The organism is Pseudomonas sp. R3-18-08 (assembly GCF_003852065.1).
GTDB lineage: Bacteria > Pseudomonadota > Gammaproteobacteria > Pseudomonadales > Pseudomonadaceae > Aquipseudomonas.
On record NZ_CP027729.1, the window covers coordinates 4888872 to 4910761 of the forward strand.

At 58.7% G+C, this 21890-nt stretch carries 16 protein-coding genes and 2 tRNA genes; 3 read left to right on the plus strand and 15 right to left on the minus strand.

Features of this window, described 5'->3' with window-relative positions; all coding sequences use genetic code 11:
- Positions 1–66 precede the first annotated feature (66 nt).
- The 3 genes from acs to C4J92_RS22470 all read left to right on the plus strand — a co-directional run bounded on the left by acs (position 67) and on the right by C4J92_RS22470 (position 6185).
- Complete coding sequence (gene acs / locus C4J92_RS22460; protein WP_124405303.1) at positions 67–2004, plus strand: acetate--CoA ligase; 1938 nt, start codon at positions 67–69, stop codon at positions 2002–2004.
- Between the two features lie 143 nt (positions 2005–2147).
- Positions 2148–3164 (plus strand): class I SAM-dependent rRNA methyltransferase, encoded by a 1017-nt coding sequence (locus C4J92_RS22465; RefSeq protein ID WP_124405304.1) that lies wholly within the window; start codon positions 2148–2150, stop codon positions 3162–3164.
- Between the two features lie 87 nt (positions 3165–3251).
- The gene (locus C4J92_RS22470; RefSeq protein ID WP_124405305.1) at positions 3252–6185 is read left to right on the plus strand and encodes a DUF748 domain-containing protein; all 2934 of its coding nucleotides are present in this window, start codon (positions 3252–3254) and stop codon (positions 6183–6185) included.
- A gap of 258 nt (positions 6186–6443) precedes the next feature.
- On the opposite strand, the gene C4J92_RS22475 is transcribed toward C4J92_RS22470, so the two are convergent.
- The 15 genes from C4J92_RS22475 to ftsH all read right to left on the minus strand — a co-directional run bounded on the left by C4J92_RS22475 (position 6444) and on the right by ftsH (position 21808).
- Entirely contained in the window at positions 6444–7064 is a 621-nt protein-coding gene (locus C4J92_RS22475; RefSeq protein WP_124371891.1) for a BON domain-containing protein, read from the minus strand.
- Positions 7065–7360: 296 nt separating this feature from the next.
- Entirely contained in the window at positions 7361–9466 is a 2106-nt protein-coding gene (gene pnp, locus C4J92_RS22480; RefSeq protein WP_124405306.1) for a polyribonucleotide nucleotidyltransferase, read from the minus strand.
- Positions 9467–9661: 195 nt separating this feature from the next.
- The gene (rpsO, locus tag C4J92_RS22485) at positions 9662–9931 is read right to left on the minus strand and encodes a 30S ribosomal protein S15 (RefSeq protein WP_003176135.1); all 270 of its coding nucleotides are present in this window, start codon (positions 9929–9931) and stop codon (positions 9662–9664) included.
- 114 nt (positions 9932–10045) lie between these two features.
- Positions 10046–10963: a tRNA pseudouridine(55) synthase TruB gene (gene truB / locus C4J92_RS22490; protein ID WP_003176136.1), complete on the minus strand. Its 918-nt coding sequence runs from the start codon at positions 10961–10963 to the stop codon at positions 10046–10048.
- Between the two features lie 3 nt (positions 10964–10966).
- Complete coding sequence (rbfA, locus tag C4J92_RS22495) at positions 10967–11362, minus strand: 30S ribosome-binding factor RbfA (protein WP_003176137.1); 396 nt, start codon at positions 11360–11362, stop codon at positions 10967–10969.
- A gap of 159 nt (positions 11363–11521) precedes the next feature.
- Entirely contained in the window at positions 11522–14038 is a 2517-nt protein-coding gene (infB, locus tag C4J92_RS22500) for a translation initiation factor IF-2 (RefSeq protein WP_124364436.1), read from the minus strand.
- A 27-nt stretch (positions 14039–14065) separates the two neighbouring features.
- Positions 14066–15547, minus strand: a complete 1482-nt coding sequence (nusA, locus tag C4J92_RS22505) for a transcription termination factor NusA (RefSeq protein WP_057725019.1) — start codon at positions 15545–15547, stop codon at positions 14066–14068.
- A gap of 47 nt (positions 15548–15594) precedes the next feature.
- Entirely contained in the window at positions 15595–16053 is a 459-nt protein-coding gene (gene rimP / locus C4J92_RS22510; RefSeq protein ID WP_164484568.1) for a ribosome maturation factor RimP, read from the minus strand.
- 140 nt (positions 16054–16193) lie between these two features.
- Positions 16194–16270 (minus strand) — tRNA-Met (locus C4J92_RS22515).
- Positions 16271–16366: 96 nt separating this feature from the next.
- A tRNA-Leu gene (locus C4J92_RS22520) sits at positions 16367–16452 on the minus strand.
- A 21-nt stretch (positions 16453–16473) separates the two neighbouring features.
- Entirely contained in the window at positions 16474–16857 is a 384-nt protein-coding gene (gene secG / locus C4J92_RS22525) for a preprotein translocase subunit SecG (RefSeq protein WP_010206600.1), read from the minus strand.
- 4 nt (positions 16858–16861) lie between these two features.
- Positions 16862–17617, minus strand: a complete 756-nt coding sequence (gene tpiA / locus C4J92_RS22530; RefSeq protein WP_043051841.1) for a triose-phosphate isomerase — start codon at positions 17615–17617, stop codon at positions 16862–16864.
- A 66-nt stretch (positions 17618–17683) separates the two neighbouring features.
- Complete coding sequence (gene glmM, locus C4J92_RS22535) at positions 17684–19021, minus strand: phosphoglucosamine mutase (RefSeq protein WP_124368380.1); 1338 nt, start codon at positions 19019–19021, stop codon at positions 17684–17686.
- Between the two features lie 16 nt (positions 19022–19037).
- Entirely contained in the window at positions 19038–19889 is an 852-nt protein-coding gene (folP, locus tag C4J92_RS22540) for a dihydropteroate synthase (RefSeq protein ID WP_124405307.1), read from the minus strand.
- An 8-nt stretch (positions 19890–19897) separates the two neighbouring features.
- Positions 19898–21808, minus strand: coding sequence for an ATP-dependent zinc metalloprotease FtsH (gene ftsH / locus C4J92_RS22545; protein WP_124364440.1), 1911 nt, complete (start codon positions 21806–21808; stop codon positions 19898–19900).
- Between the last annotated feature and the right edge of the window lie 82 nt (positions 21809–21890).

The following is a 21890-nucleotide window of genomic DNA, read 5'->3' on the forward strand; positions in this document are numbered from 1 at the left end:
CCTTGAACCCTCTCTCCTCAGGGTGCATCTTTATGACTTGTCGCAAAACAAGAATAAGGAGCGCTCATGTTCGATATCAGCCAATTCCCTGTCGCCGATGCCGTCCGTCGGGCTGCGCAACTCAGCCAAGAGGACTATCAGCGCCTCTATCGCCAATCCATCGAACAGCCGGACGCCTTCTGGGCTGACCAGGCCAAGAGCTTTCTCGATTGGATAACGCCATGGCACACCGTCCATAGCGCCGACATCAACACCGGCGCTGCGCAATGGTTTGCCGGCGGCCAACTGAACGTCAGCTACAACTGCATCGACCGTCACTTGCCCCAGCGTGCCGATCAGCCGGCCTTCATCTGGGAAGGCGATGATCCGACAAAATCTTCCACCATCACTTACCGCCAACTTCATCAACACGTCAGCCGCCTGGCCAACGTGCTGAAGAGCCGTGGCGTAAGCAAAGGCGACCGGGTGTGCATTTATATGCCAATGATCCCGGAAGCGGCCTACGCCATGTTGGCCTGCACACGCATTGGCGCGGTGCACTCGGTGGTGTTTGGCGGGTTCTCACCGGACGCCCTGCGCGACCGCATACTGGATGCCGACTGCCGCACGGTTATCACCGCCGATGAAGGCGTACGCGGCGGCAAACCGGTCGCGCTGAAACACAACGTAGATAAAGCACTGGCCAGTTGCCCGAACGTCAGCACCGTCCTGGTGGTCCAGCACACCGGCGCAAACGTGAACTGGAACGAAGGCCGCGACCTCAAGTACCAACAGGCCGTGGCGGCCGCGAGCTACGATTGCCCGCCCGAGCCGATGGACGCCGAGGCCCCGCTGTTCATTCTTTATACCTCCGGCAGCACGGGCAAACCCAAGGGCGTCTTGCACAGCACCGGCGGCTATCTACTGCACGTGGCGATGACCTTCAAGTACGTACTGGACTACCGCGAGGGCGAAGTGTTCTGGTGCACCGCCGACGTGGGCTGGGTTACCGGCCACAGCTACATCGTCTATGGCCCACTGGCCAATGGCGCTACGTCGTTGATGTTCGAAGGTGTGCCAAGCTACCCGGACAGCTCGCGCTTCTGGCAGGTCATCGACAAACACCAGGTGAATATTTTTTACACCGCGCCAACCGCATTGCGCGCCCTGATGCGTGAAGGTCACGGCCCGCTGCAAAGCACTTCCCGCGCCAGCTTGCGCCTGCTGGGCAGCGTCGGTGAGCCGATCAACCCGGAAGCCTGGGACTGGTACTTCAACGCCGTCGGCGAACAGCGCTGCCCAATTGTCGATACCTGGTGGCAGACCGAAACCGGCGGCATCATGCTCAGCCCGCTGGCCAGCGCCCAGCTTATCAAGCCAGGGTGTGCCACCCAGCCGATGTTCGGCGTACAGCCGGTGTTGCTGGATGAGCAAGGCAAGGAAATCAGCGGTGCCGGCAGCGGCGTGCTCGCGATCAAAGCCAGCTGGCCGGGGCAGATTCGCAGCGTCTATGGCGATCCGCAACGCATGCTCGACACCTACTTCAAACCCTACCCCGGTTACTACTTCACCGGCGACGGCGCGCGGCGCGATGAGCAGGGCGATTACTGGATCACCGGGAGAATCGACGATGTTATCAACGTATCCGGCCATCGCATCGGGACTGCCGAAGTCGAAAGCGCCCTGGTGCTGCATGACCTGGTCGCCGAGGCCGCGGTGGTCGGCTACCCCCACGACGTCAAAGGCCAGGGCATTTATGCCTTCGTCACGCCTATGAACGGTGTCGAACCCAGCGATGCGCTGAAAAAGCACCTGCTGGAGTTGGTCAGCAAGGAAATCGGCAGCTTCGCCAAGCCGGAATTGATCCAATGGGCGCCCGCCCTGCCAAAAACCCGCTCCGGCAAGATCATGCGCAGGATTTTGCGCAAGATTGCCTGCAACGAGCTGGACAGCCTGGGCGATACCTCGACGCTGGCCGACCCGAGCGTGGTGGATGGCCTGATCGACGCACGCCTGAACCGATAGCAACGCCTGAACGGATAGCAACACCTGAACCGATAGCAACACCTGAACCGATAGCCTCGAAATAACCCCCGGCCTGTTCAGGCCGGGGCTGTTAAACTGCGCGCCCCCTTTGTACTCATTTACCCGCAAGCAAGGCGCGCTCCATGACTCCCTTGAACCAGGCGCTGCGCGCCGCTCTCGATCATCGCCAAGACCTGATCAGTGAACTGCATGCCCAAGGTACCGATTGCTACCGTTTGTTCCACGGCAGCCAGGAAGGCGCCGGCGGCCTGACAATCGACCGCTACGGACCGCAATTGTTGGTGCAAAGCTTCCACCAATCCCTGCAAAGCGCTGAGCTGTTGGACCTGCACCAACTGATCAACCACTACATGGGCCTGGAGTTGCTGCTGGTATACAACGACCGCTCCCGTGGCAATTCGCGTATCGACCGTGAAGACGCGGTATACCGCGCCGAACCTGCCGCACTGGAAGACCTGGTCGGTCACGAATGGGGCCTTAACTACCGTGTGCGTGGACGGCATGCCGGGCAGGACCCGCTGCTGTTTCTCGACCTGCGCAACACCCGTGGCTGGGTCAAGGACCACAGCGCCGGTAAAAGCGTGCTCAACCTGTTCGCCTACACCTGTGGCGTCGGCTTGAGCGCCGCTGCCGGTGGCGCACGCGAGGTCTGCAACCTGGACTTTGCCGAGGGCAACCTGGCCGTAGGGCGCGAGAACGGCCTGCTTAACCCGCACGTGCCGACGATGGAATTCGTGCAGTCCGATTATTTCCCGGCCATTCGCCAACTGGCCGGCCTTGCGATCACCCAGCGCCGTGGCCAGAAACTGCCGAGCTATCCGCGCCTGGAACAGCGTCAATATGACTTGGTGCTACTCGATCCCCCCGCCTGGGCCAAAAGCGCGTTCGGCACCGTCGACCTGTTGCGCGACTACCAAAGCCTGCTCAAGCCGGCATTGTTGGCCACCGCCGATAATGGTGTGCTCATTTGCTGCAATAACCTGGCGAAAGTGAGCATGGAGGACTGGCGCGAACAGGTGCTGCGTTGCGCGGAAAAAGCCGGCCGCCCTGTACGCGATTGGCAGGCCATGGCGCCGGGAGCGGACTTTCCGTCGAAAGATCAGCAACCTCCGCTGAAGACCCTGATCCTGCAATTGTAGGAAGTTTCCCAAGCCCCGCGGTTCTTCGGAACCGAAATCCCGTGCCATACTCCAAGGCACTCTCGTTCGACATAGATGGCGTCACCCATGCCCAAAGGATTGATCCGCGCCCTAGGCGCCTTGTTGACCGCCCTTGCGTTGTACAGCTTGCTGGGCTTCCTGATTCTGCCCGGCATTGCCCTTCGCATTGCCAACCAACAGTTGGCCGATTACGCGACGGTACCGGCGCGTATCGAGCGTATCGAGCTCAACCCGTTCAGCCTGGAGCTGACGCTATGGGGCCTGAAGATTGGTGAACCGGGCAAGGAACAGTTGGGTTTCGAGCGCCTCTACGCCAACCTGCAGATCGACAGTCTCTGGACCCGCGCCCTGCACCTGGCCGATGTGCAACTCGAGCAGCCCAAGACCGAACTGCTCTTCGACAAGTCCGGCCAACTGAACCTGGCGCAGTTGTTCAAGTTGCCGCCGAGCGAACCAACCCCCGCAGACCCCGATGCCAAGCCTTTCCCGCTGCGTATCGACAGCATCAAGCTGGCGCGCGGTTATGTGCACTTCCAGGATCTGCGCCCCAGCGAACCCATCGAATTTCTCTACGACACACTCGACTTCGAGCTGAAAAACCTCAGCACCTTGCCGGAAGATAACGCCGACATGACCCTGGTGGCCGCCGGCCCCGAGGGTGGGCAGATCGACTGGAAAGGCAACTTCAGCCTGGTACCGATCACCTCCGAAGGCTCGCTGAAAGTCACCGACGGCAAGATGAAAGCCTGGTGGCCGTACGTGCGCGATGCGTTGCCGCTGGTGCTCGAGGACGGTGTGCTCAATTTCAGCACCGACTATAAATTCAGCCTGGCCAAAGAGACCGAACTGAACCTGACCAACACCGTCGCCAGCATCGCGCCCTTTGCGATCAAGGCGCCGGATGGCCGGCCCTTGGCACGCCTGGAACGCCTGGACGTCAGCGAGACCACGGTGGACCTGGCCAAACAGAAGGTGGTGATCGGCAAGATCCGCAGCAACAAGCTGGAAACCTGGGCTGCCCGCGAAGCCGATGGGCAACTGGATTGGCAAAAGCTGTTCGCCAGCCAACCCGGCAAACCGGCCAAGCCCCCTGAGCCCGCCTCCGCGCCAGCCACGGCCGATTCGCCTGAAGCGCCACCGGCGGCGCCGAACAAACCCTGGCAAGTGCTGCTCAAGGATGTGCAACTGCGCAATTACCAGGTGCACTTGGCTGACCGTCAGGCCAGCCCTGCGGTAGCACTGGAGCTGGGCCCGTTGAACGTCGACGTGCAGAACTTCGACAGCCTCAACCAGAGCCCTTTTAGCTTGAAGGTCGACACCGGCCTGGGCAAGCAAGGCAAGATCCAGGCAACCGGCGAGGTCAACCTGAACCCGGTCAGCGCCAAGCTGAAGGTGAACACCCAGGACATCGACCTGCGCGTCGCCCAAGCCTACATCAGCCCGTTCATCCGCCTGGAGCTGCGCAGCGGCATGCTCGGCAGCAATCTGGACGTGAACCTGAAAAGCACCGAGCCGCTGGCCCTCCAGGTCACTGGCCGGGCACAGATAGATCAGCTGCACACCCTCGACACCCTCAAGTCCCGCGACTTCCTCAAATGGCAGCGGCTGGTGCTGGAAGGCGTCAATTACCAGCATGGCGACAGCCTGACGATCGACAAGGTCAACCTGCTGCAGCCCTATGCGCGCTTCATGATCAACGATGACCGCACCACCAACATTGACGACCTGCTGATTCCACAGCCGGCCGACAGCGGTACCAAGCCGGCGGCCAAGTCGGCATCAAGCAAAGACAAGCCGCTGGGCATCCGCATCGGCCAGATTGCGATCAACGACGGCTCGGCCAATTTCGCCGACTTCAGCCTCACGCCCAACTTCGCCACCGCGATTCAACAACTCAACGGCCAGATCGGCACCATTGACAGTCGCCAGGCCAAGCCGGCCAGCGTCGACATCAAGGGCAAGGTAGACCGTTATGCGCCAGTGACCATCAAAGGCAGCGTAAACCCGTTTGACCCCATGGCAGCGCTGGACATCGCGACCAGCTTCAAACGCGTCGAGTTGACCACCCTGACCCCGTACTCGGGCAAATTCGCGGGCTTTCGAATCCGCAAGGGTCGCCTGAACCTGGACTTGCATTACATGATCACCAAGGGCCAGTTGAAGGCCGAGAACAAGGTGGTGGTCGAGCAGCTGCAACTGGGTGAGAAGGTCGACAGCGCCGATGCCGTGGACTTGCCGATTCGCCTGGCAATTGCCCTGCTCAAGGACAGCGACGGCAAGATCTCCATCGAATTGCCGGTCACCGGTGACTTGAACAACCCACAATTCAGCGTGATGCCGATTGTGTGGCAAACCCTGCGTAACCTCGTGGTACGCGCAGCGACGGCACCCTTCAAGTTCATTGGCGGGCTGGTTACCGGCGGGGGCTCGGAAGACCTGGGTAATGTGTCGTTCGCCGCGGGCTCCAGTGAATTGAATAAAGACGCCGAAGGCGCCCTCAACACGCTGGCCAAGGCACTCAAGGAACGCCCTGCCCTGCGCCTGGAAATCGAAGGGACCGCAGCGGCCAGCAGTGACGGCCCGTTGCTGGCCGCACAACGGCTGGAGCGTGAGTACCAGTACAACTACTACAAAATCCTGCAGCGTCGCGGCGATAAAGTCCCGGCCCAGGCGTCATTGCTTGTGGTGCCGGAGAAGGAAAAGGCGCCTTTGCTGGAGGGCATCTACCGTACCCGTCTGAAACAGCAACCACCGGCCGAATGGAAAGACCTTGGCACTGACGAGCGCACAGCCAGGCTCAAGGACGGCGTGATCAAGTTCTGGAGTGGCAGCGACGTGCTGCTGCGCCAGCTGGGCCAGGACCGCGCCAGTACCATCAAGGACTATCTGGTGGATAAGGCGAAGTTGGAAGACGACCGCGTGTACTTCATTGATGCGCAGTTGGGGCAGGCCGAGAAGGATGGCCGGGTCGTGACGCCGATGCATCTGGATGCTGAGTAACTAATGTGGGAGGGGGCTTGCTCCCGATAGCGGTGCCGCAGTCAATGATATGTTGACTGCTGCACCGCTATCGGGAGCAAGCCCCCTCTCACATTTTTTTTGCCTCGCCTGCGCCAAATAGAACAGGCCCCGACACAAGTGCCGGGGCCTGTAATGACCACATCCGTGTGGTCGGTCGCATGAACTCCAGAGGTGCATGGGATGGATAACTAACTCACCCCACGCCGCCGCCATTCAGTTCAGACGAAACCTGCAGCGTTACTCTGCTTTCAGGCCATCGGCCGATACAGCTTTAACGCCTTTGATTTTCTTGGCGATCGCAACAGCCGTTTCTTTCTGCGAAGCGGTTACAGCGGTAGGGGACGACAGGGACACAACGCCTTTGTTGGTTTCAACCTTGATGTCGGTGCCAGGAATACCTTTCTCGGTAACCAGATCAGCCTTCACCTTGGTGGTGATCCAAGTATCGCTAGTCGCCTCTCCAGCGTTATGGGCTGCGCCTTTGGTTTTGTCGATACCGTCAGCCTTGGTAGCGCCGCCAGCCAGCAGGCCGTCTGCCGAAACAGCAGTCACGCCTTTGATTTTCTTGGTGATCGCTACAGCGGTCGCTTTCTGCGAGTCCGAGATAGCTACGTCGGAAGACAGGGAAACCACACCTTTGTTGGTTTCAACCTTGATGTCCGAACCTGGGATGCCTTTTTCAGTCAGCAGGTCAGCTTTGACTTTGGTGGTGATCCAAGTATCCGAAACGCTTTCCTTAGCCTGGGTCGCTTCACCAGCCGCCAGGGTCATAGGGGCTTGGGAAGTCTGAGCAAAGGCTACGTTAGCACCCATGGCCAGAGTCAGAGCGGTAGCAGTAGCGAGAGCGAACTTCTTCATACGAGTAACTCCTGTTTTATTAAAAGACTGCAGTACGTAAATCTTGGTGCTGCAGCGCTACCAGGGATATTGCAGGCAGTGTGCCAAGTCACCAACCAGCTAAAACTCCTTATAAAACAACTAGTTAAGAAATCGCGTGATTTTCGGAATCGTGCAACTTGCATGAAGGCCATCGTGCCTGCATGCAAGTTGCGGCTTTTGGGAGGGGCTAAATAGCTGATTCCGCTTCACTTTCTCGCACGCATAAAAAAAGGACTCCGTAGAGTCCTTTATTTCAGCGTGAAGCTTGCGGGTAATTAAACGCCCGAAGCCTTGGCTGCTGCTACGTCCTTGATGGACAGTTTGATACGGCCGCGGTTGTCCACGTCCAGTACCAACACTTCCACTTCCTGGCCTTCTTTGAGAATGTCGGTCACTTTCTCAACGCGAGCGTCGCTCAGCATGGAGATGTGAACCAGACCGTCTTTGCCCGGCAGGATGTTGACGAAGGCACCGAAGTCGACGATGCGCTCAACCTTACCGACGTAGATCTTGCCGATCTCGGCTTCAGCGGTGATACCCAGGACGCGCTGACGTGCAGCTTCAGCCGCTTCCTTGGTTTCGCCGAAGATCTTGATAGAACCGTCGTCTTCGATATCGATCGAGGCCTTGGTCTCTTCACAGATCGCACGGATCGTCGCGCCGCCTTTACCGATGACATCACGGATTTTGTCGGTGTCGATTTTCATCGCGATCATGGTCGGAGCATTTTCCGACAGCTCGGTACGCGACTGACCAATGATCTGGTTCATCTGGCCGAGGATGTTCAGGCGCGCTTCCAGGGCTTGGCCCAGAGCGATTTCCATGATCTCTTCGGTGATGCCCTTGATCTTGATGTCCATCTGCAGTGCGGTCACGCCTTTGGCGGTACCGGCTACCTTGAAGTCCATGTCGCCCAGGTGGTCTTCGTCGCCCAGGATGTCGGTCAGGATGGCGAACTTCTCGCCTTCTTTAACCAGGCCCATGGCGATACCGGCAACTGGCGCCTTCATCGGCACACCAGCGTCCATCAATGCCAGCGAAGCACCGCAAACGGAAGCCATGGAGCTGGAACCGTTGGACTCGGTGATTTCCGATACAACACGAATGGTGTACGGGAACACGTCAGCGGCCGGCAGCATGGCCTGGACCGAACGACGGGCCAGACGGCCGTGACCGATTTCGCGACGGCCAGCGCCACCCATGCGACCACACTCGCCCACCGAGAACGGAGGAAAGTTGTAGTGCAGCATGAACGGGTCTTTTTTCTCGCCTTCCAGGGTGTCCAGCAGCTGTGCGTCACGGGCGGTGCCCAGCGTCGCGACTACCAGGGCCTGGGTTTCACCACGGGTGAACAGGGCCGAACCGTGAGTCTTCGGCAAAACGCCGACTTCAATGTTCAGCGGGCGTACGGTGCGGGTGTCGCGACCGTCGATACGCGGCTTGCCGTTCACGATGTTTTCGCGAACGGTGCGGTATTCGATTTCGCCGAAGGCTGCTTTGACTTCGCTGGCGGAAGGCTGGCCGTCTTCACCGGACAGCTTGGCCACGACCTGGTCCTTCAACTCGCCCAGGCGAGCATAACGGTCGGCCTTGACGGTGATGGTGTAGGCATCGGAGATGGCAGCGCCGAACTCTGCGCGGATAGCGCCCAGCAGTACGGTGGCTTCAGGCGCAGGAGCCCAGGCCCAGGTTGGCTTGGCGGCTTCGGCAGCCAGTTCTTTAACCGCATTGATCACAACCTGGAACTCGTCGTGAGCAAACAATACGGCGCCCAGCATCTGGTCTTCGGTCAGCTCTTTGGCTTCCGATTCAACCATCAATACCGCTTCCGAGGTACCGGCAACGACCATGTCCAGGCTCGAGGCTTTTTGTTGCTCGTAAGTCGGGTTCAGCAGGTAGCCGGTGCTTTCGTGGAACGCAACGCGAGCTGCGCCGATCGGACCATCGAAGGGAATGCCGGAGATGGCCAGTGCAGCCGAGGTACCGATCATCGCAGCGATGTCCGGATCGGTCTTCTTGCTGGTGGAAACGACGGTGCAGACAACCTGCACTTCGTTCATGAAGCCTTCTGGGAACAGCGGACGGATCGGACGGTCGATCAGTCGGGAAGTCAGGGTTTCTTTCTCGGAAGGACGGCCTTCGCGCTTGAAGAAACCGCCAGGGATCTTACCGGCAGCGTAAGTCTTTTCCTGGTAGTGAACGGACAGAGGGAAAAAGCCTTTGCTCGGGTCAGCGGTCTTGGCGCCAACCACGGTCACCAATACGGTAACGTCGTCGTCAACGGTAACCAGCACTGCGCCGGAGGCTTGACGGGCGATACGGCCTGTCTCGAGGGTAACGGTCGACTGACCGAACTGGAATTTTTTGATAACCGGGTTCACGGTGTCCTACCTTCTTTGTGGCTCTTGGGGAACTTGTTTTCTTGCGAAATTCTTGGGCAATGCCGGGAATCGGCCCGACCCTTGTCCAGGGGTAAAACGTGTATCCAGATAAAACTTGAGGCTGGGAGCCTGCAATGGGCCAGCGGGAATCCCACTGACACACGGCAGACAACCAACCTCTAGCGCAATCGCTGATTAGCGACGCAGACCCAGGCGACCGATCAGAGCCTGATAACGACCCAGATCCTTGCCTTTCAGGTAGTCCAGCAGCTTACGGCGCTGGTTTACCATGCGGATCAGACCACGACGGGAGTGGTGATCTTTACCGTTGGCCTTGAAGTGACCTTGCAGTTTGTTGATGTTGTGGGTCAGCAGTGCAACTTGCACTTCTGGCGAACCAGTGTCACCAACAGCTTGCTGATAGTCAGCTACGATTTGTGCTTTTTCTTGAACGTCGAGAGCCATGAGGCAATCCTTTTTTCAGGAAACCACCCAGGGGTAGTTTCAACAGGCCAGGGACAAATCCCTGTATCTAAAAATGAGTGTTGACCATGCCTGTTAACAGCCACACTCGTTCGGTCATTCTGACCGAATCAGTCGACGCGGCGCGATGCGCCCGTCTTCGCTCACTTCACCGATACCGATAAAGCGACCGTTATGATCCTGTACTCGCACCATGCCGAACTTCGGGGCATCCGGGGCGCGTACCGGTTGGCCGTTGAGCCAGTAGAACGCGCTGTGTTCCGAGAAGTGCAGCAATGGCCAATCCAGCAAACCGCTGTCCGAGGGCATCAGGAAGCGATCTACCGCTTCGTTGCCGCCTTCGGCGTGTACCGCTTCGAGCTCTTCCAGCGTGACCGTCTGGGCCAGGGTGAAAGGGCCGGCCTGTGTACGTCGCAGTTCGGCAACGTATGCGCCACAGCCCAGTTGCTCACCAATATCTTCCACCAGAGTACGGATATAGGTGCCTTTGCTGCAGTCCACGGCCAATCGGGCGGTGTCACCTTCACAGGCGAGCAATTCCAGCCGGGCAATAGTAACAGAACGCGGTTCACGCTCCACCACTTCGCCCGCACGTGCCAGCTTGTAAAGAGGTTGCCCGTCACGCTTGAGAGCCGAGTACATCGGCGGTATCTGGCTGATTTGCCCACGGAAAGCGGGTAAGGCGGCTTCAATATCGGCACGACCAACGGTCACATCGCGAACCTGCAACACATCACCTTCGGCGTCGGCCGTGGTGGTGGTCTTGCCCAGTTGCATCAGGGTTTCATAACCCTTGTCGGAATCGAGCAGGTATTGCGAGAACTTGGTCGCCTCGCCAAAGCACAAAGGCAGAACGCCGGTGGCCAGCGGGTCGAGGCTACCGGTGTGCCCGGCCTTTTCGGCGTTGAGCAGCCAGCGAACCTTCTGCAACGCCGCATTGGAGGTAAAGCCAATGGGCTTGTCGAGCAGAATGATGCCACTGACGTTACGGCGGATACGTTTGACCTGAGCCACCGCTTACTCCTTGGCGTCTTCAGGTGTGGACGGATGCTGGCTGTCTTCAGCCACGGCGCGCTCGATCAGTGCCGACAGGTGTGCGCCACGTACGACGCTTTCGTCGTAGTGGAAGTGCAACTGCGGAACGCTGCGCAATTTCATTTCACGGGCCAACTGCATGCGCAGGAAACCTGCAGCCGAGTTGAGCACCTTGATGCTTTGCGCGATTTCTTCGCTGTTGTCCTGGCCCATCACGGTAATGAAGATTTTGGCGTGACCCACGTCACGGCTCACTTCAACGGCGGTGATGGTGACCAGGCCAACGCGCGGGTCTTTGACTTCGCGACGGATCAGTTGAGCCAGCTCACGCTGCATCTGATCGCCGATACGTTGGGTACGGCTGTATTCTTTTGCCATTTCTTGTTACCTGTTGCTGCCACACGGTGAAACCCGTGGGGTCTGAAAGCGGCAAACGCCCGGCCTGACAAAAGCCAGACCGGGCGTTGCGTTTAGAGTCCGTACGCTGCGCGGGGCATTTGCATGCCCACACGCGGCGTGGCTCCGGAAGTGCGCGAGTTAGAGGCTGCGAGCAACCTGGACCTTCTCGTAAACTTCGATCTTGTCGCCAGGCTTGACGTCGTTGTAGCTCTTGACGCCGATACCGCATTCCATGCCGGCACGCACTTCGGAAGCGTCATCCTTGAAGCGGCGCAGGGATTCCAGCTCGCCTTCGAAGATAACGATGTCTTCACGCAGTACACGGATTGGACGGTTACGGTGCACAACACCTTCAATAACCATGCAACCGGCGATCGCGCCGAATTTCGGCGAGCGGAACACGTCACGCACCTCGGCAACACCCAGGATATTCTCCCGAACGTCGCTGCCAAGCATGCCGGTAAGGGCTTTCTTGACGTCTTCGATGATGTCGTAGATGACGTTGTAGTAACGCATGTCCAGGCCTTCCTGCTCGACGATCTTGCGAGCGCCAGCATCGGCACGCACGTTGAAGCCGAACAGTACAGCGTTGGAAGCCAGTGCCAGGTTGGCGTCGGATTCGGTGATACCACCGACACCGCCACCGACAACGCGCACTTGCACTTCGTCGTTACCCAGGCCGTTCAAGGCGCCGTTCAACGCTTCGAGGGAACCGCGTACGTCAGATTTGAGGACGATGTTAAGCGTCTTCTTCTCTGCCTGGCCCATGTTCTCGAAGATGTTTTCCAGCTTGCCGGCGTGAGCACGAGCCAGTTTGACTTCGCGGAACTTGCCTTGACGGAACAGAGCCACTTCACGGGCTTTCTTCTCGTCGGCAACCACGCTCATCTCGTCGCCAGCGTCCGGGGTACCGTCCAGGCCGAGGATCTCGACAGGGATGGAAGGACCGGCTTCCTTGATTGGCTTGCCGTTCTCGTCGAGCATGGCACGCACGCGGCCATAGTTCGAACCGACCAGCACCATGTCGCCTTGGCGCAGAGTACCGTCTTGAACCAGTACGGTTGCAACCGGGCCGCGACCTTTGTCGAGACGCGATTCAACCACAACACCACGGCCTGGAGCCGATGGAGTTGCTTTCAGTTCGAGTACTTCAGCCTGCAGCAGGACTGCTTCGAGCAGTTCGTCCACGCCAGTACCGACCTTGGCCGATACCGAAACGAACGGCGTATCACCGCCCCACTCTTCGGACGTCACGCCGTGAACCGACAGTTCGCTACGGATGCGATCGAGATCGGCGCCCGGCTTGTCGATCTTGTTCACTGCAACAACCAGTGGAACGCCAGCGGCCTTGGCATGCTGGACAGCTTCAATGGTCTGCGGCATCACGCCGTCGTCCGCTGCAACGACCAGGATCACGATGTCAGTCGCCTTGGCACCACGGGCACGCATTGCGGTAAACGCGGCGTGACCTGGGGTGTCGAGGAAGGTGACCATGCCGCGCTCGGTTTCAACGTGGTACGCACCGATGTGCTGGGTGATACCACCGGCTTCGCCAGCAGCTACCTTGGCACGACGGATGTAGTCGAGCAGGGATGTCTTACCGTGGTCAACGTGGCCCATTACGGTCACAACTGGCGCACGGGAGAACGTCTCACCTTCAAACTTCAGGGACTCGGCCAGGGAATCTTCCAAGGCGGTGTCGCTGACCAGGGTCACTTTGTGGCCCAGTTCTTCGGCTACCAGCTGAGCAGTTTCCTGATCAAGCACCTGGTTGATGGTCGCTGGAGTACCCAGTTTGAACATGAACTTGATGATTTCAGCAGCCTTGACCGACATCTGATTGGCGAGATCGCCAACGGTGATGGTCTCGCCGATCTGCACATCACGCACGACAGGGCCGGTTGGGCTCTGGAAACCGTGGGCGTTGCGTTTTTTCAGCTTGGCCTTGCCGCGACCACCGCGACGGAAGCTATCGCTCTCTTCGTCAGTAGTACGTGGGGCAACGCGTGGAGCAGGCGCTTTCTCTTTGACCGAGGCACGATGTGGAGCGTTTTTACGCTCGCCATCGCCACCACCACCGCGACGATTGTTATCGTCGGCACGCGGTTTGTCCGGACGACGAGGTTCGTCGCGCTTGCGGGCATCTGCTGCAGGAGCAGGTGCGGCAGCCACCGGAGCGGCCTCACGCACAGCTTCAACAGGAGCGGCAACCGCGTCAGTGTTAGCAGGTTGCGCAGCAGTAGGCTGGCGACGCGCTTCTTCTTCGGCGCGACGCTTGGCTTCTTCTTCAGCCTTCTGACGAGCAGCATTTTCTACTGCGCGACGCTCTTCAAGTTCGCGTTTGCGCTCGGCTTCGATTTCTTCCGGGCTGCGCTGTACGAAGACTTTCTTCTTGCGTACTTCAACGCTGATGCTCTTGCTACCCGCTACACGCAGGGTGCTGGTGGTTTTGCGCTGCAATGTAATCTTGCGCGGTTCTTCCACTTTCGCCTTGTGGCTGCTCTTCAAGTGAGTCAGCAAAGACTGCTTCTCACTATCGCTCACACCTTCATCGGCGGCGGTGTGCGGCAGACCTGCCTCACGCATCTGCTGCAACAGGCGCTCTACCGGTGTTTTGACCTCATCGGCCAGTTGTTTCACCGTGACTTGCGTCATGCACTTCTCTCCTCAGGCCGCGCCTAATTACTCGAACCAATGGGCTCGGGCGGCCATGATCAACTTGCCGGCACGATCTTCGTCAATGCCGTCGATGTCGAGCAGATCGTCAATAGACTGCTCGGCCAGGTCTTCGCGGGTAATTACGCCGCGCACCGCCAGTTCCATCGCCAAATCCTTGTCCATACCCTCAAGCGAGAGCAGGTCTTCGGCCGGATGGGCGTCTGCCAGCTTTTCCTCAGTAGCGATGGCTTTAGTCAACAAACGATCCTTGGCCCGAGCGCGAAGCTCGTTGACGGTGTCTTCGTCAAAGCCGTCGATGTTGAGCATTTCTTCCAACGGTACGTAGGCAATCTCTTCCAGGCTGGTGAAGCCTTCATCTACCAGCACCTGAGCCAGGTCTTCATCGACTTCCAACTCTTCGATAAAGTTGCGCAGGATGTCGCCGGTTTCAGCTTGCTGCTTAGCCTGGATGTCCGATTCGGTCATCACGTTCAGGGTCCAACCGGTCAGTTGGCTGGCCAGACGCACGTTCTGACCACCACGACCAATGGCCTGAGCCAGATTGTCTGCGCCAACGGCGATGTCCATTGCATGGGCATCTTCGTCAACGATAATTGCCGCCACTTCAGCTGGCGACATGGCGTTGATCACGAACTGCGCCGGGTTATCGTCCCACAGGACGATGTCCACACGCTCACCGCCCAACTCACCCGACACTGCCTGGACGCGCGAACCGCGCATACCAATGCAAGCGCCCTGCGGGTCAATGCGTTTGTCCTTGGAGCGGACCGCGATCTTGGCGCGCGAACCCGGGTCGCGGGACGCAGCCATGACTTCGATCAGGCCTTCGGCAATTTCCGGCACTTCGATACGGAACAGCTCGATCAGCATTTCCGGCGCGGTACGCGACAGGATCAACTGAGGGCCGCGGTTCTCGGTGCGGATTTCCTTGAGCAGCGCACGCAAGCGCACGCCGACACGGAAGGTTTCGCGAGAAATGATATCTTCACGGGCCAGCAACGCTTCAGCGTTGTTGCCCAGGTCGACGATCACGTTGTCGCGGGTGACTTTCTTCACGGTGCCGGAGATGATTTCACCCAGGCGCTCGCGATAGGCGTCGACGACCTGAGCACGCTCGGCTTCGCGAACCTTCTGCACGATGACCTGCTTGGCGGTCTGTGCAGCGATACGGCCGAACTCGATCGATTCGATCTTCTCTTCGACGACATCACCGACGTTGGCGCCAGGGTGCGTTTGCGCAACCTTGCTCGGCCAGGTTTCAATCGCCGGATCATCAAGATCGGCTTCTTCGACGACCGTCCAGCGACGGAAAGTCTCATAGGCACCGGTGTGGCGGTTGATTTCCACACGCAGATCAACTTCATCTTCGAAACGCTTTTTGGTCGCAGTGGCCAGAGCCAGCTCCAGCGCTTCAAAAATCACGTTTGCCGGTACGCCCTTTTCATTGGATACCGACTCAACAACCAGCAGTACTTCTTTGCTCATCGTACGCCTCGCCTTTCGCAAGCCATTGGATCCGCGGGATCCGCGTCTCAGCCAAAACTGGGAATAATGTTGGCCTTGTCGATCATATCGATCGGCAACAGGAACTCATGGTCTTCTACCTGCACCACGACATCCTGCTCTTCTACACCGCGCAGAAGGCCCTGAAAGTTGCGTCGCCCTTCGAACGGGGAGCGCAGCTTGATCTTCACTTGTTCACCGGCAAATTTTGCAAACTGCTCAATAGTGAACAGTGGGCGTTCCATGCCTGGCGAGGAAACTTCAAGGGTGTATTCAACGGCGATTGGATCTTCAACATCCAGGACACCGCTGATCTGACGGCTGACAATGGCACAATCGTCCACCAGCACGCCGCCCTCTTTATCGATATAAACGCGCAACATTGAGTGGCGACCTTGAGCCGAAAACTCAATACCCCAGCATTCATAGCCTAGGGCCACGACCACCGGGGCCAGCAAGGCCTGCAACTCTTCTAGCTTGCTCGACACCTGAACCCCCTCGTGCATGTATGTGCATGCTGTGCAAAATAAAAAAATGGGCGAAACGCCCATCCTTGAAACGCCGTCGAACAGCGGCGTTGAAAGTGTCCAGCTAACAAAAAGCCCCTTAAAAGGGGCTCCGCTAAAACTGGTTGCGGGGGCCGGATTTGAACCGACGACCTTCGGGTTATGAGCCCGACGAGCTACCAGACTGCTCCACCCCGCGACAAAGCTGGGGCGGAAGTATACGACCGATCCCTTACAGGGTCAATGTAACCTTCCACCTACAAGAAAGCCCGCAACAGCGGGCTCTCCTGATAATTGGTACCGAGAAGGGGACTCGAACCCCTACACCCTATGGGCACAACCACCTCAAGGTTGCGTGTCTACCAATTCCACCACCTCGGCAATACAGCGTTTACAACCTTCTTACTTCTGCTCTTGAGCTGGAGGCACGTCAGTCGCTGGAGTAGCCGACTTTTGCTCTTGAAGCACCGGGACATCATCAGAAGCCGGTTTTGCTTTTGGTACTTCCAACACTGCTGGGTTTGGCAAACCTACTTGAGTCAGCACATGAGCTTTCTCTTTAGCAAAGTAACCTAACCCTAAGCTGGTTATGAAGAAACCGGCGGCAAGTATAGCAGTAAACTTACTAAGAAAGGTAGAGGAACCTTGGCTTCCGAATACAGTATTTGAAGCACCTGCACCGAAAGACGCACCAGCATCCGCACCTTTGCCCTGTTGCAACAAAACCAGGGCAACTACGCCCAGGGCAGCCAACAGATGAAAAACGACTACGACTGTTTCCAGCATTTTTTCAGTTTCCCGCGGCGCGACAGATCGCACCGAACTCATCTGCATTCAGGGAAGCTCCACCAATGAGCCCCCCATCGATATCCGGCATGCCGAACAGTTCGACCGCATTGGCCGCCTTCACGCTGCCGCCGTATAGAAGACGCACACCTTGTGCGACTTCAGAATTCTCTGCCGCCAACTGCGCGCGGATGGCTGCGTGCACATCCTGCGCCTGTTGCGGTGTAGCAGTCAGCCCGGTGCCAATGGCCCAGACCGGCTCGTAAGCAATGACCGCTTTTGCAAACGCACCGACACCCAGCTCTTCGATGATGCTGCCCAGCTGACGCGAGACAACTTCAAGCGTCTTGCCCGACTCACGCTGCTCAAGGGTTTCCCCGATGCACAACACCGGAATCAAGCCACAAGCCTGTGCCGCTGCGAACTTGCGGTTGAGGGTTCCATCTCGCTCGCCCATCATCTGACGACGCTCGGAGTGCCCGACAAGCACATAGGAACAACCCGCATCAACCAGCTGACTCGGCGAAATCTCACCGGTCAACGCACCTTGCATGGGCTCCACCGCAGAGTTCTGCGCGCCGACCTGAATCGACTTACCCTTCAAGCCATCAACCACTTGGTTGATATGCAAGCAAGGCGGGAACACCGCGACATCAACACCGCCAGGCAAGGCCAAGTGACGAAGGCCATTGATCAGCTCAGCGACACTGGCGCGGGTACCGTGCATCTTCCAGTTACCAGCTACCATAGTGCGACGCATGCTGTACCCCGTCGGTCAAAGTGGGCGCAGATGTTACCCAACCACACCATCACTGGCAAGCCGAATTCAGGCGCAAACTTCAGTTACCAGTTTTGCCAGGTCTTCGGCATGGCCGCGAACCTGTGTTTCGTCCTCGCCTTCGACCATCACCCGCACCAGAGGCTCCGTGCCAGACTTGCGCAATAACACACGCCCACGCCCTGCCATCGCCTGGGTCACGCGCTCGCACGCTTCTTTGACAGAAGGGTGCTCGATCGGGTTTGCGCCACCGGCGAAACGCACGTTGAGCAGTACCTGCGGACACTTGCGCAGCGCCTGCCGCGCCTGGGCCAGGCTTTCCTGACGGCGACGCAAGGCCAGCAGCACTTGCAGCGCAGCGATGATAGCGTCGCCCGTTGTGGTGTGCTGGAAGCACACCACGTGCCCCGAATTCTCACCGCCCACCAGCCAGTTGCGCTCCAGCAGCTCGGCGATCACATAACGATCACCGACATTGGCCCGAATAAACGGAATGCCCAGCTCCGCCAACGCCAACTCAAGCCCGAGATTACTCATCAGGGTGCCAACGACACCGCCCTGCAGCTTGTTACGCTCATGCAAGTCTCGGGCAATGATGAACAGCAGATCATCGCCATCCACGATCATGCCGGTGTGATCCACCATGAGTACGCGGTCGCCATCGCCATCGAATGCGATGCCCAGGTCCGCGTGCTCAGCCAGAACGGCCGCCTGCAACTGCTCCATGTGCGTGGAGCCACAGTTGTCGTTGATGTTCAACCCGTTAGGCTGGGCCGACAGCACGGTGACCTGCGCACCAAGCTCCTTGAATACGCTCGGCGCCACTTTGTAGGTCGCACCATGGGCGCAATCGACGACGATCTTCAGCCCGGCAAAACTGGTGCTGCTCGGAACGCTGCTCTTACAGAACTCGATGTAGCGGCCGGAGGCATCATTGATGCGCGACACTTTGCCCAGCTTGCTGGACTCCACCACCGTCATCGGCGCATCCAGCAGCTCTTCGATCATCAGTTCGATCTCGTCCGGCAGTTTGGTGCCCTGTCCCGAGAAAAACTTGATGCCATTGTCATCATGGGGGTTGTGCGAAGCACTGATCACGATACCGGCTTCAGCGTGAAAGGTACGCGTCAGGTAGGCGATCGCCGGCGTCGGCATGGGGCCCAGCAGCATTACATCGGCGCCGGCAGCGGACAACCCGGCCTCCAGCGCGGACTCAAACATGTAGCCCGAAATACGCGTGTCCTTGCCAACCAGGATGCGGCACGCGCCCATGCTGCGGAACGCCATACCTGCCGCCCAACCCAGCTTGAGCATGAAATCCGGCGTAATCGGGTATTCACCGACCCGACCACGGATACCGTCGGTGCCAAAATATTTTTTAGTCATGAGTGCTCCATCATTCTTATTCGGCTGATTCTACAGCGGCAATCATGCGCACCACGTCCACCGTCTCGGCAACGTCATGCACACGCAAAATACGAGCGCCCTTGGTCACGGCAAGCGCAGCCAGCGCGAGGCCGCCAAACAAGCGCTCACCAACCGGGCGATTCAAGGCCTGCCCTATCATGCTCTTGCGCGAAACACCGACCAACAGGGGCCGACCAAGGGCGTGCAGGGCGTCCATATGCTTGAACAGGCTTAAATTATGTTGCAGGGTCTTGGCGAAGCCAAACCCCGGATCAAGGATGATCTTTTCTGGACCAATGCCCACGCGGGCGCACTGAGCGACCCTGTCGGCAAGAAAACCACTGACTTCGCCCACCAGATCGTCGTAGTGCGGATTATCCTGCATATTGCCGGGCTCGCCCAGCATATGCATCAGACACACCGGCAGGCCAGTCGCCGCAGCGGCATCGAGAGCACCGTCACGCCGCAACGCACGCACATCATTGATGAGCCCCGCCCCCAGGCGCGCGGTTTCACGCATCACTGCCGGCGTCGAGGTATCCACAGAGATGATCACATCCAGCTCACGGGCAATTCGCTCGACAATCGGCGCCACCCGCTCCAGTTCCTCCACAGGAGAAACAGCGCGAGCCCCAGGCCGAGTCGACTCGCCCCCGACATCGATCAACGTCGCACCGGCAGCCACCATCGCCTCTGCATGACGCAACGCGGCATCCTGCTGGCTGAAGCGACCACCATCGGAAAACGAGTCTGGAGTGACGTTAAGAATGCCCATGACATGTGTATGGGCCAAATCAAGAACCCGGTTGCCGCAAGGCAACCGGGTGGAGGACGACGCGAAAATCATTTCAAACCTTAGTGGTCAGCTGCAGGGCCGCCGATCGGGGCTTCAGGACGCTCATTCTGCACCACTGGCGGAGTGCCCGAGGTACCCGAACCACCTTCCCAATCGCGCGGCTCCCGAGGTGTACGACCGGCCATGATGTCGTCGATCTGATCGGCATCAATGGTCTCGTACTTCATCAGCGCATCTGCCATCGCGTCCAGCTTGTCGCGATTGTCGGTGAGGATCTGCCTGGCCGTGCCGTAGCACTGGTCAATGATGCTGCGCACCTCGGAGTCGATCAGCTTGGCTGTCTCACCCGAGAAACTGGCGCTTTGACCGCCACCGCCACGGCCCAGGAATACCTCGCCTTCTTCCTCGGCATACATCAATGGACCGAGTTTTTCCGACAAGCCCCACTTGGTCACCATATTTCGTGCGATCTGGCTGGCACGCATGATGTCGTTGGAAGCGCCGGTAGTCACCCCGTCGAAGCCCAGGGTCATTTCTTCTGCGATTCGACCGCCGTACAGCGAGCAGATCTGGCTGATCAGCGCACGCTTGGAGAGGCTGTAGCGATCCTCTTCCGGCAAGAACATCGTCACACCCAACGCACGACCGCGTGGAATGATCGACACCTTGTAGACCGGGTCATGCTCAGGCACAACGCGGCCAACAATGGCGTGACCGGCCTCGTGATAGGCGGTGTTCTGTTTTTCTTTCTCGGACATGACCATGGATTTGCGCTCAGCGCCCATCATGATCTTGTCCTTGGCCAACTCGAACTCTTTCATTTCAACGATGCGCTTGCCGGTACGGGCCGCGAACAACGAAGCCTCGTTCACCAGGTTGGCAAGGTCGGCACCCGAGAAGCCTGGCGTACCACGGGCAATCACGCCCGGAGCCACGTCGTCGCCCATCGGCACTTTGCGCATGTGGACTTTAAGGATCTGCTCGCGACCACGGATGTCCGGCAAGCCCACTACCACCTGACGGTCGAAACGGCCTGGACGCAGCAGCGCAGGGTCCAATACGTCCGGACGGTTGGTTGCGGCAATGACGATAATGCCGTCATTCATCTCGAAACCATCCATCTCCACCAGCAACTGGTTGAGGGTCTGCTCACGCTCGTCATGACCGCCGCCCATGCCGGCGCCACGGTGGCGACCAACAGCGTCGATTTCGTCAATGAAGATGATGCATGGCGCGTGCTTCTTGGCCTGTTCGAACATATCGCGAACACGGCTGGCACCGACGCCGACGAACATCTCGACAAAGTCAGAACCGGAAATGGTGAAGAACGGCACCTTGGCTTCGCCGGCAATTGCCTTGGCCAGCAAGGTTTTACCGGTACCCGGCGGGCCGACCATCAGCACGCCGCGAGGAATACGCCCGCCCAGGCGCTGGAACTTGCCCGGATCGCGCAGGAACTCGACCAGTTCACCCACTTCTTCCTTGGCTTCGTCGCAACCGGCGACATCCGCCAGGGTCGTTTTCACCTGGTCCTCCGAGAGCAGCCGTGCCTTGCTCTTGCCGAAGCTCATCGGCCCGCCCTTGCCTCCCGCACCACCTTGCATCTGGCGCATGAAGAACATGAACACGGCGATAATCACCAGGATCGGGAAGCTGGCTACCAGGAGCTGGGTCCAGATGCTCTGCTGCTCAGGCTGCTTGCCTTCCACGACGACCTTGTTGTCTACCAGGTCGCCGATCAGACCGTTGTCCTGAATGGCCGGACGAATGGTCTTGAAGCTGTCGCCATCGACACGCTTGCCGGTAATCACATAGCCATCAACCGCTACGCGCTCGACCTTGCCATCCTTAACTTGCTGGATGAAGTCGGAATAGTTGAGGGTCTGCGGCTCGTTAGGGCTGGAGAAGTTGTTCATCACCGTCACCAGGACAGCCGCGATGATCAACCACAGGATCAGATTCTTTGCCATATCGTTCAATTAACTACCCTCTGAAGCAAGCTCCGCTACTGGCGCGCGCTTCGCATGATATTCACCGGCCTAACTTACTACA

Coding starts and splice junctions, on each gene's coding strand:
- acs (WP_124405303.1), top strand. CDS start 67: ATGTTCGATATCAGCCAATTCCCTGTCGCCGATGCCGTCCGTCGGGCT.
- C4J92_RS22465 (WP_124405304.1), top strand. CDS start 2,148: ATGACTCCCTTGAACCAGGCGCTGCGCGCCGCTCTCGATCATCGCCAA.
- C4J92_RS22470 (WP_124405305.1), top strand. CDS start 3,252: ATGCCCAAAGGATTGATCCGCGCCCTAGGCGCCTTGTTGACCGCCCTT.
- C4J92_RS22475 (WP_124371891.1), bottom strand. CDS start 7,064: ATGAAGAAGTTCGCTCTCGCTACTGCTACCGCTCTGACTCTGGCCATG.
- rpsO (WP_003176135.1), bottom strand. CDS start 9,931: ATGGCTCTCGACGTTCAAGAAAAAGCACAAATCGTAGCTGACTATCAG.
- rbfA (WP_003176137.1), bottom strand. CDS start 11,362: ATGGCAAAAGAATACAGCCGTACCCAACGTATCGGCGATCAGATGCAG.
- infB (WP_124364436.1), bottom strand. CDS start 14,038: ATGACGCAAGTCACGGTGAAACAACTGGCCGATGAGGTCAAAACACCG.
- nusA (WP_057725019.1), bottom strand. CDS start 15,547: ATGAGCAAAGAAGTACTGCTGGTTGTTGAGTCGGTATCCAATGAAAAG.
- secG (WP_010206600.1), bottom strand. CDS start 16,857: ATGCTGGAAACAGTCGTAGTCGTTTTTCATCTGTTGGCTGCCCTGGGC.
- tpiA (WP_043051841.1), bottom strand. CDS start 17,617: ATGCGTCGCACTATGGTAGCTGGTAACTGGAAGATGCACGGTACCCGC.
- glmM (WP_124368380.1), bottom strand. CDS start 19,021: ATGACTAAAAAATATTTTGGCACCGACGGTATCCGTGGTCGGGTCGGT.
- folP (WP_124405307.1), bottom strand. CDS start 19,889: ATGATTTTCGCGTCGTCCTCCACCCGGTTGCCTTGCGGCAACCGGGTT.
- ftsH (WP_124364440.1), bottom strand. CDS start 21,808: ATGGCAAAGAATCTGATCCTGTGGTTGATCATCGCGGCTGTCCTGGTG.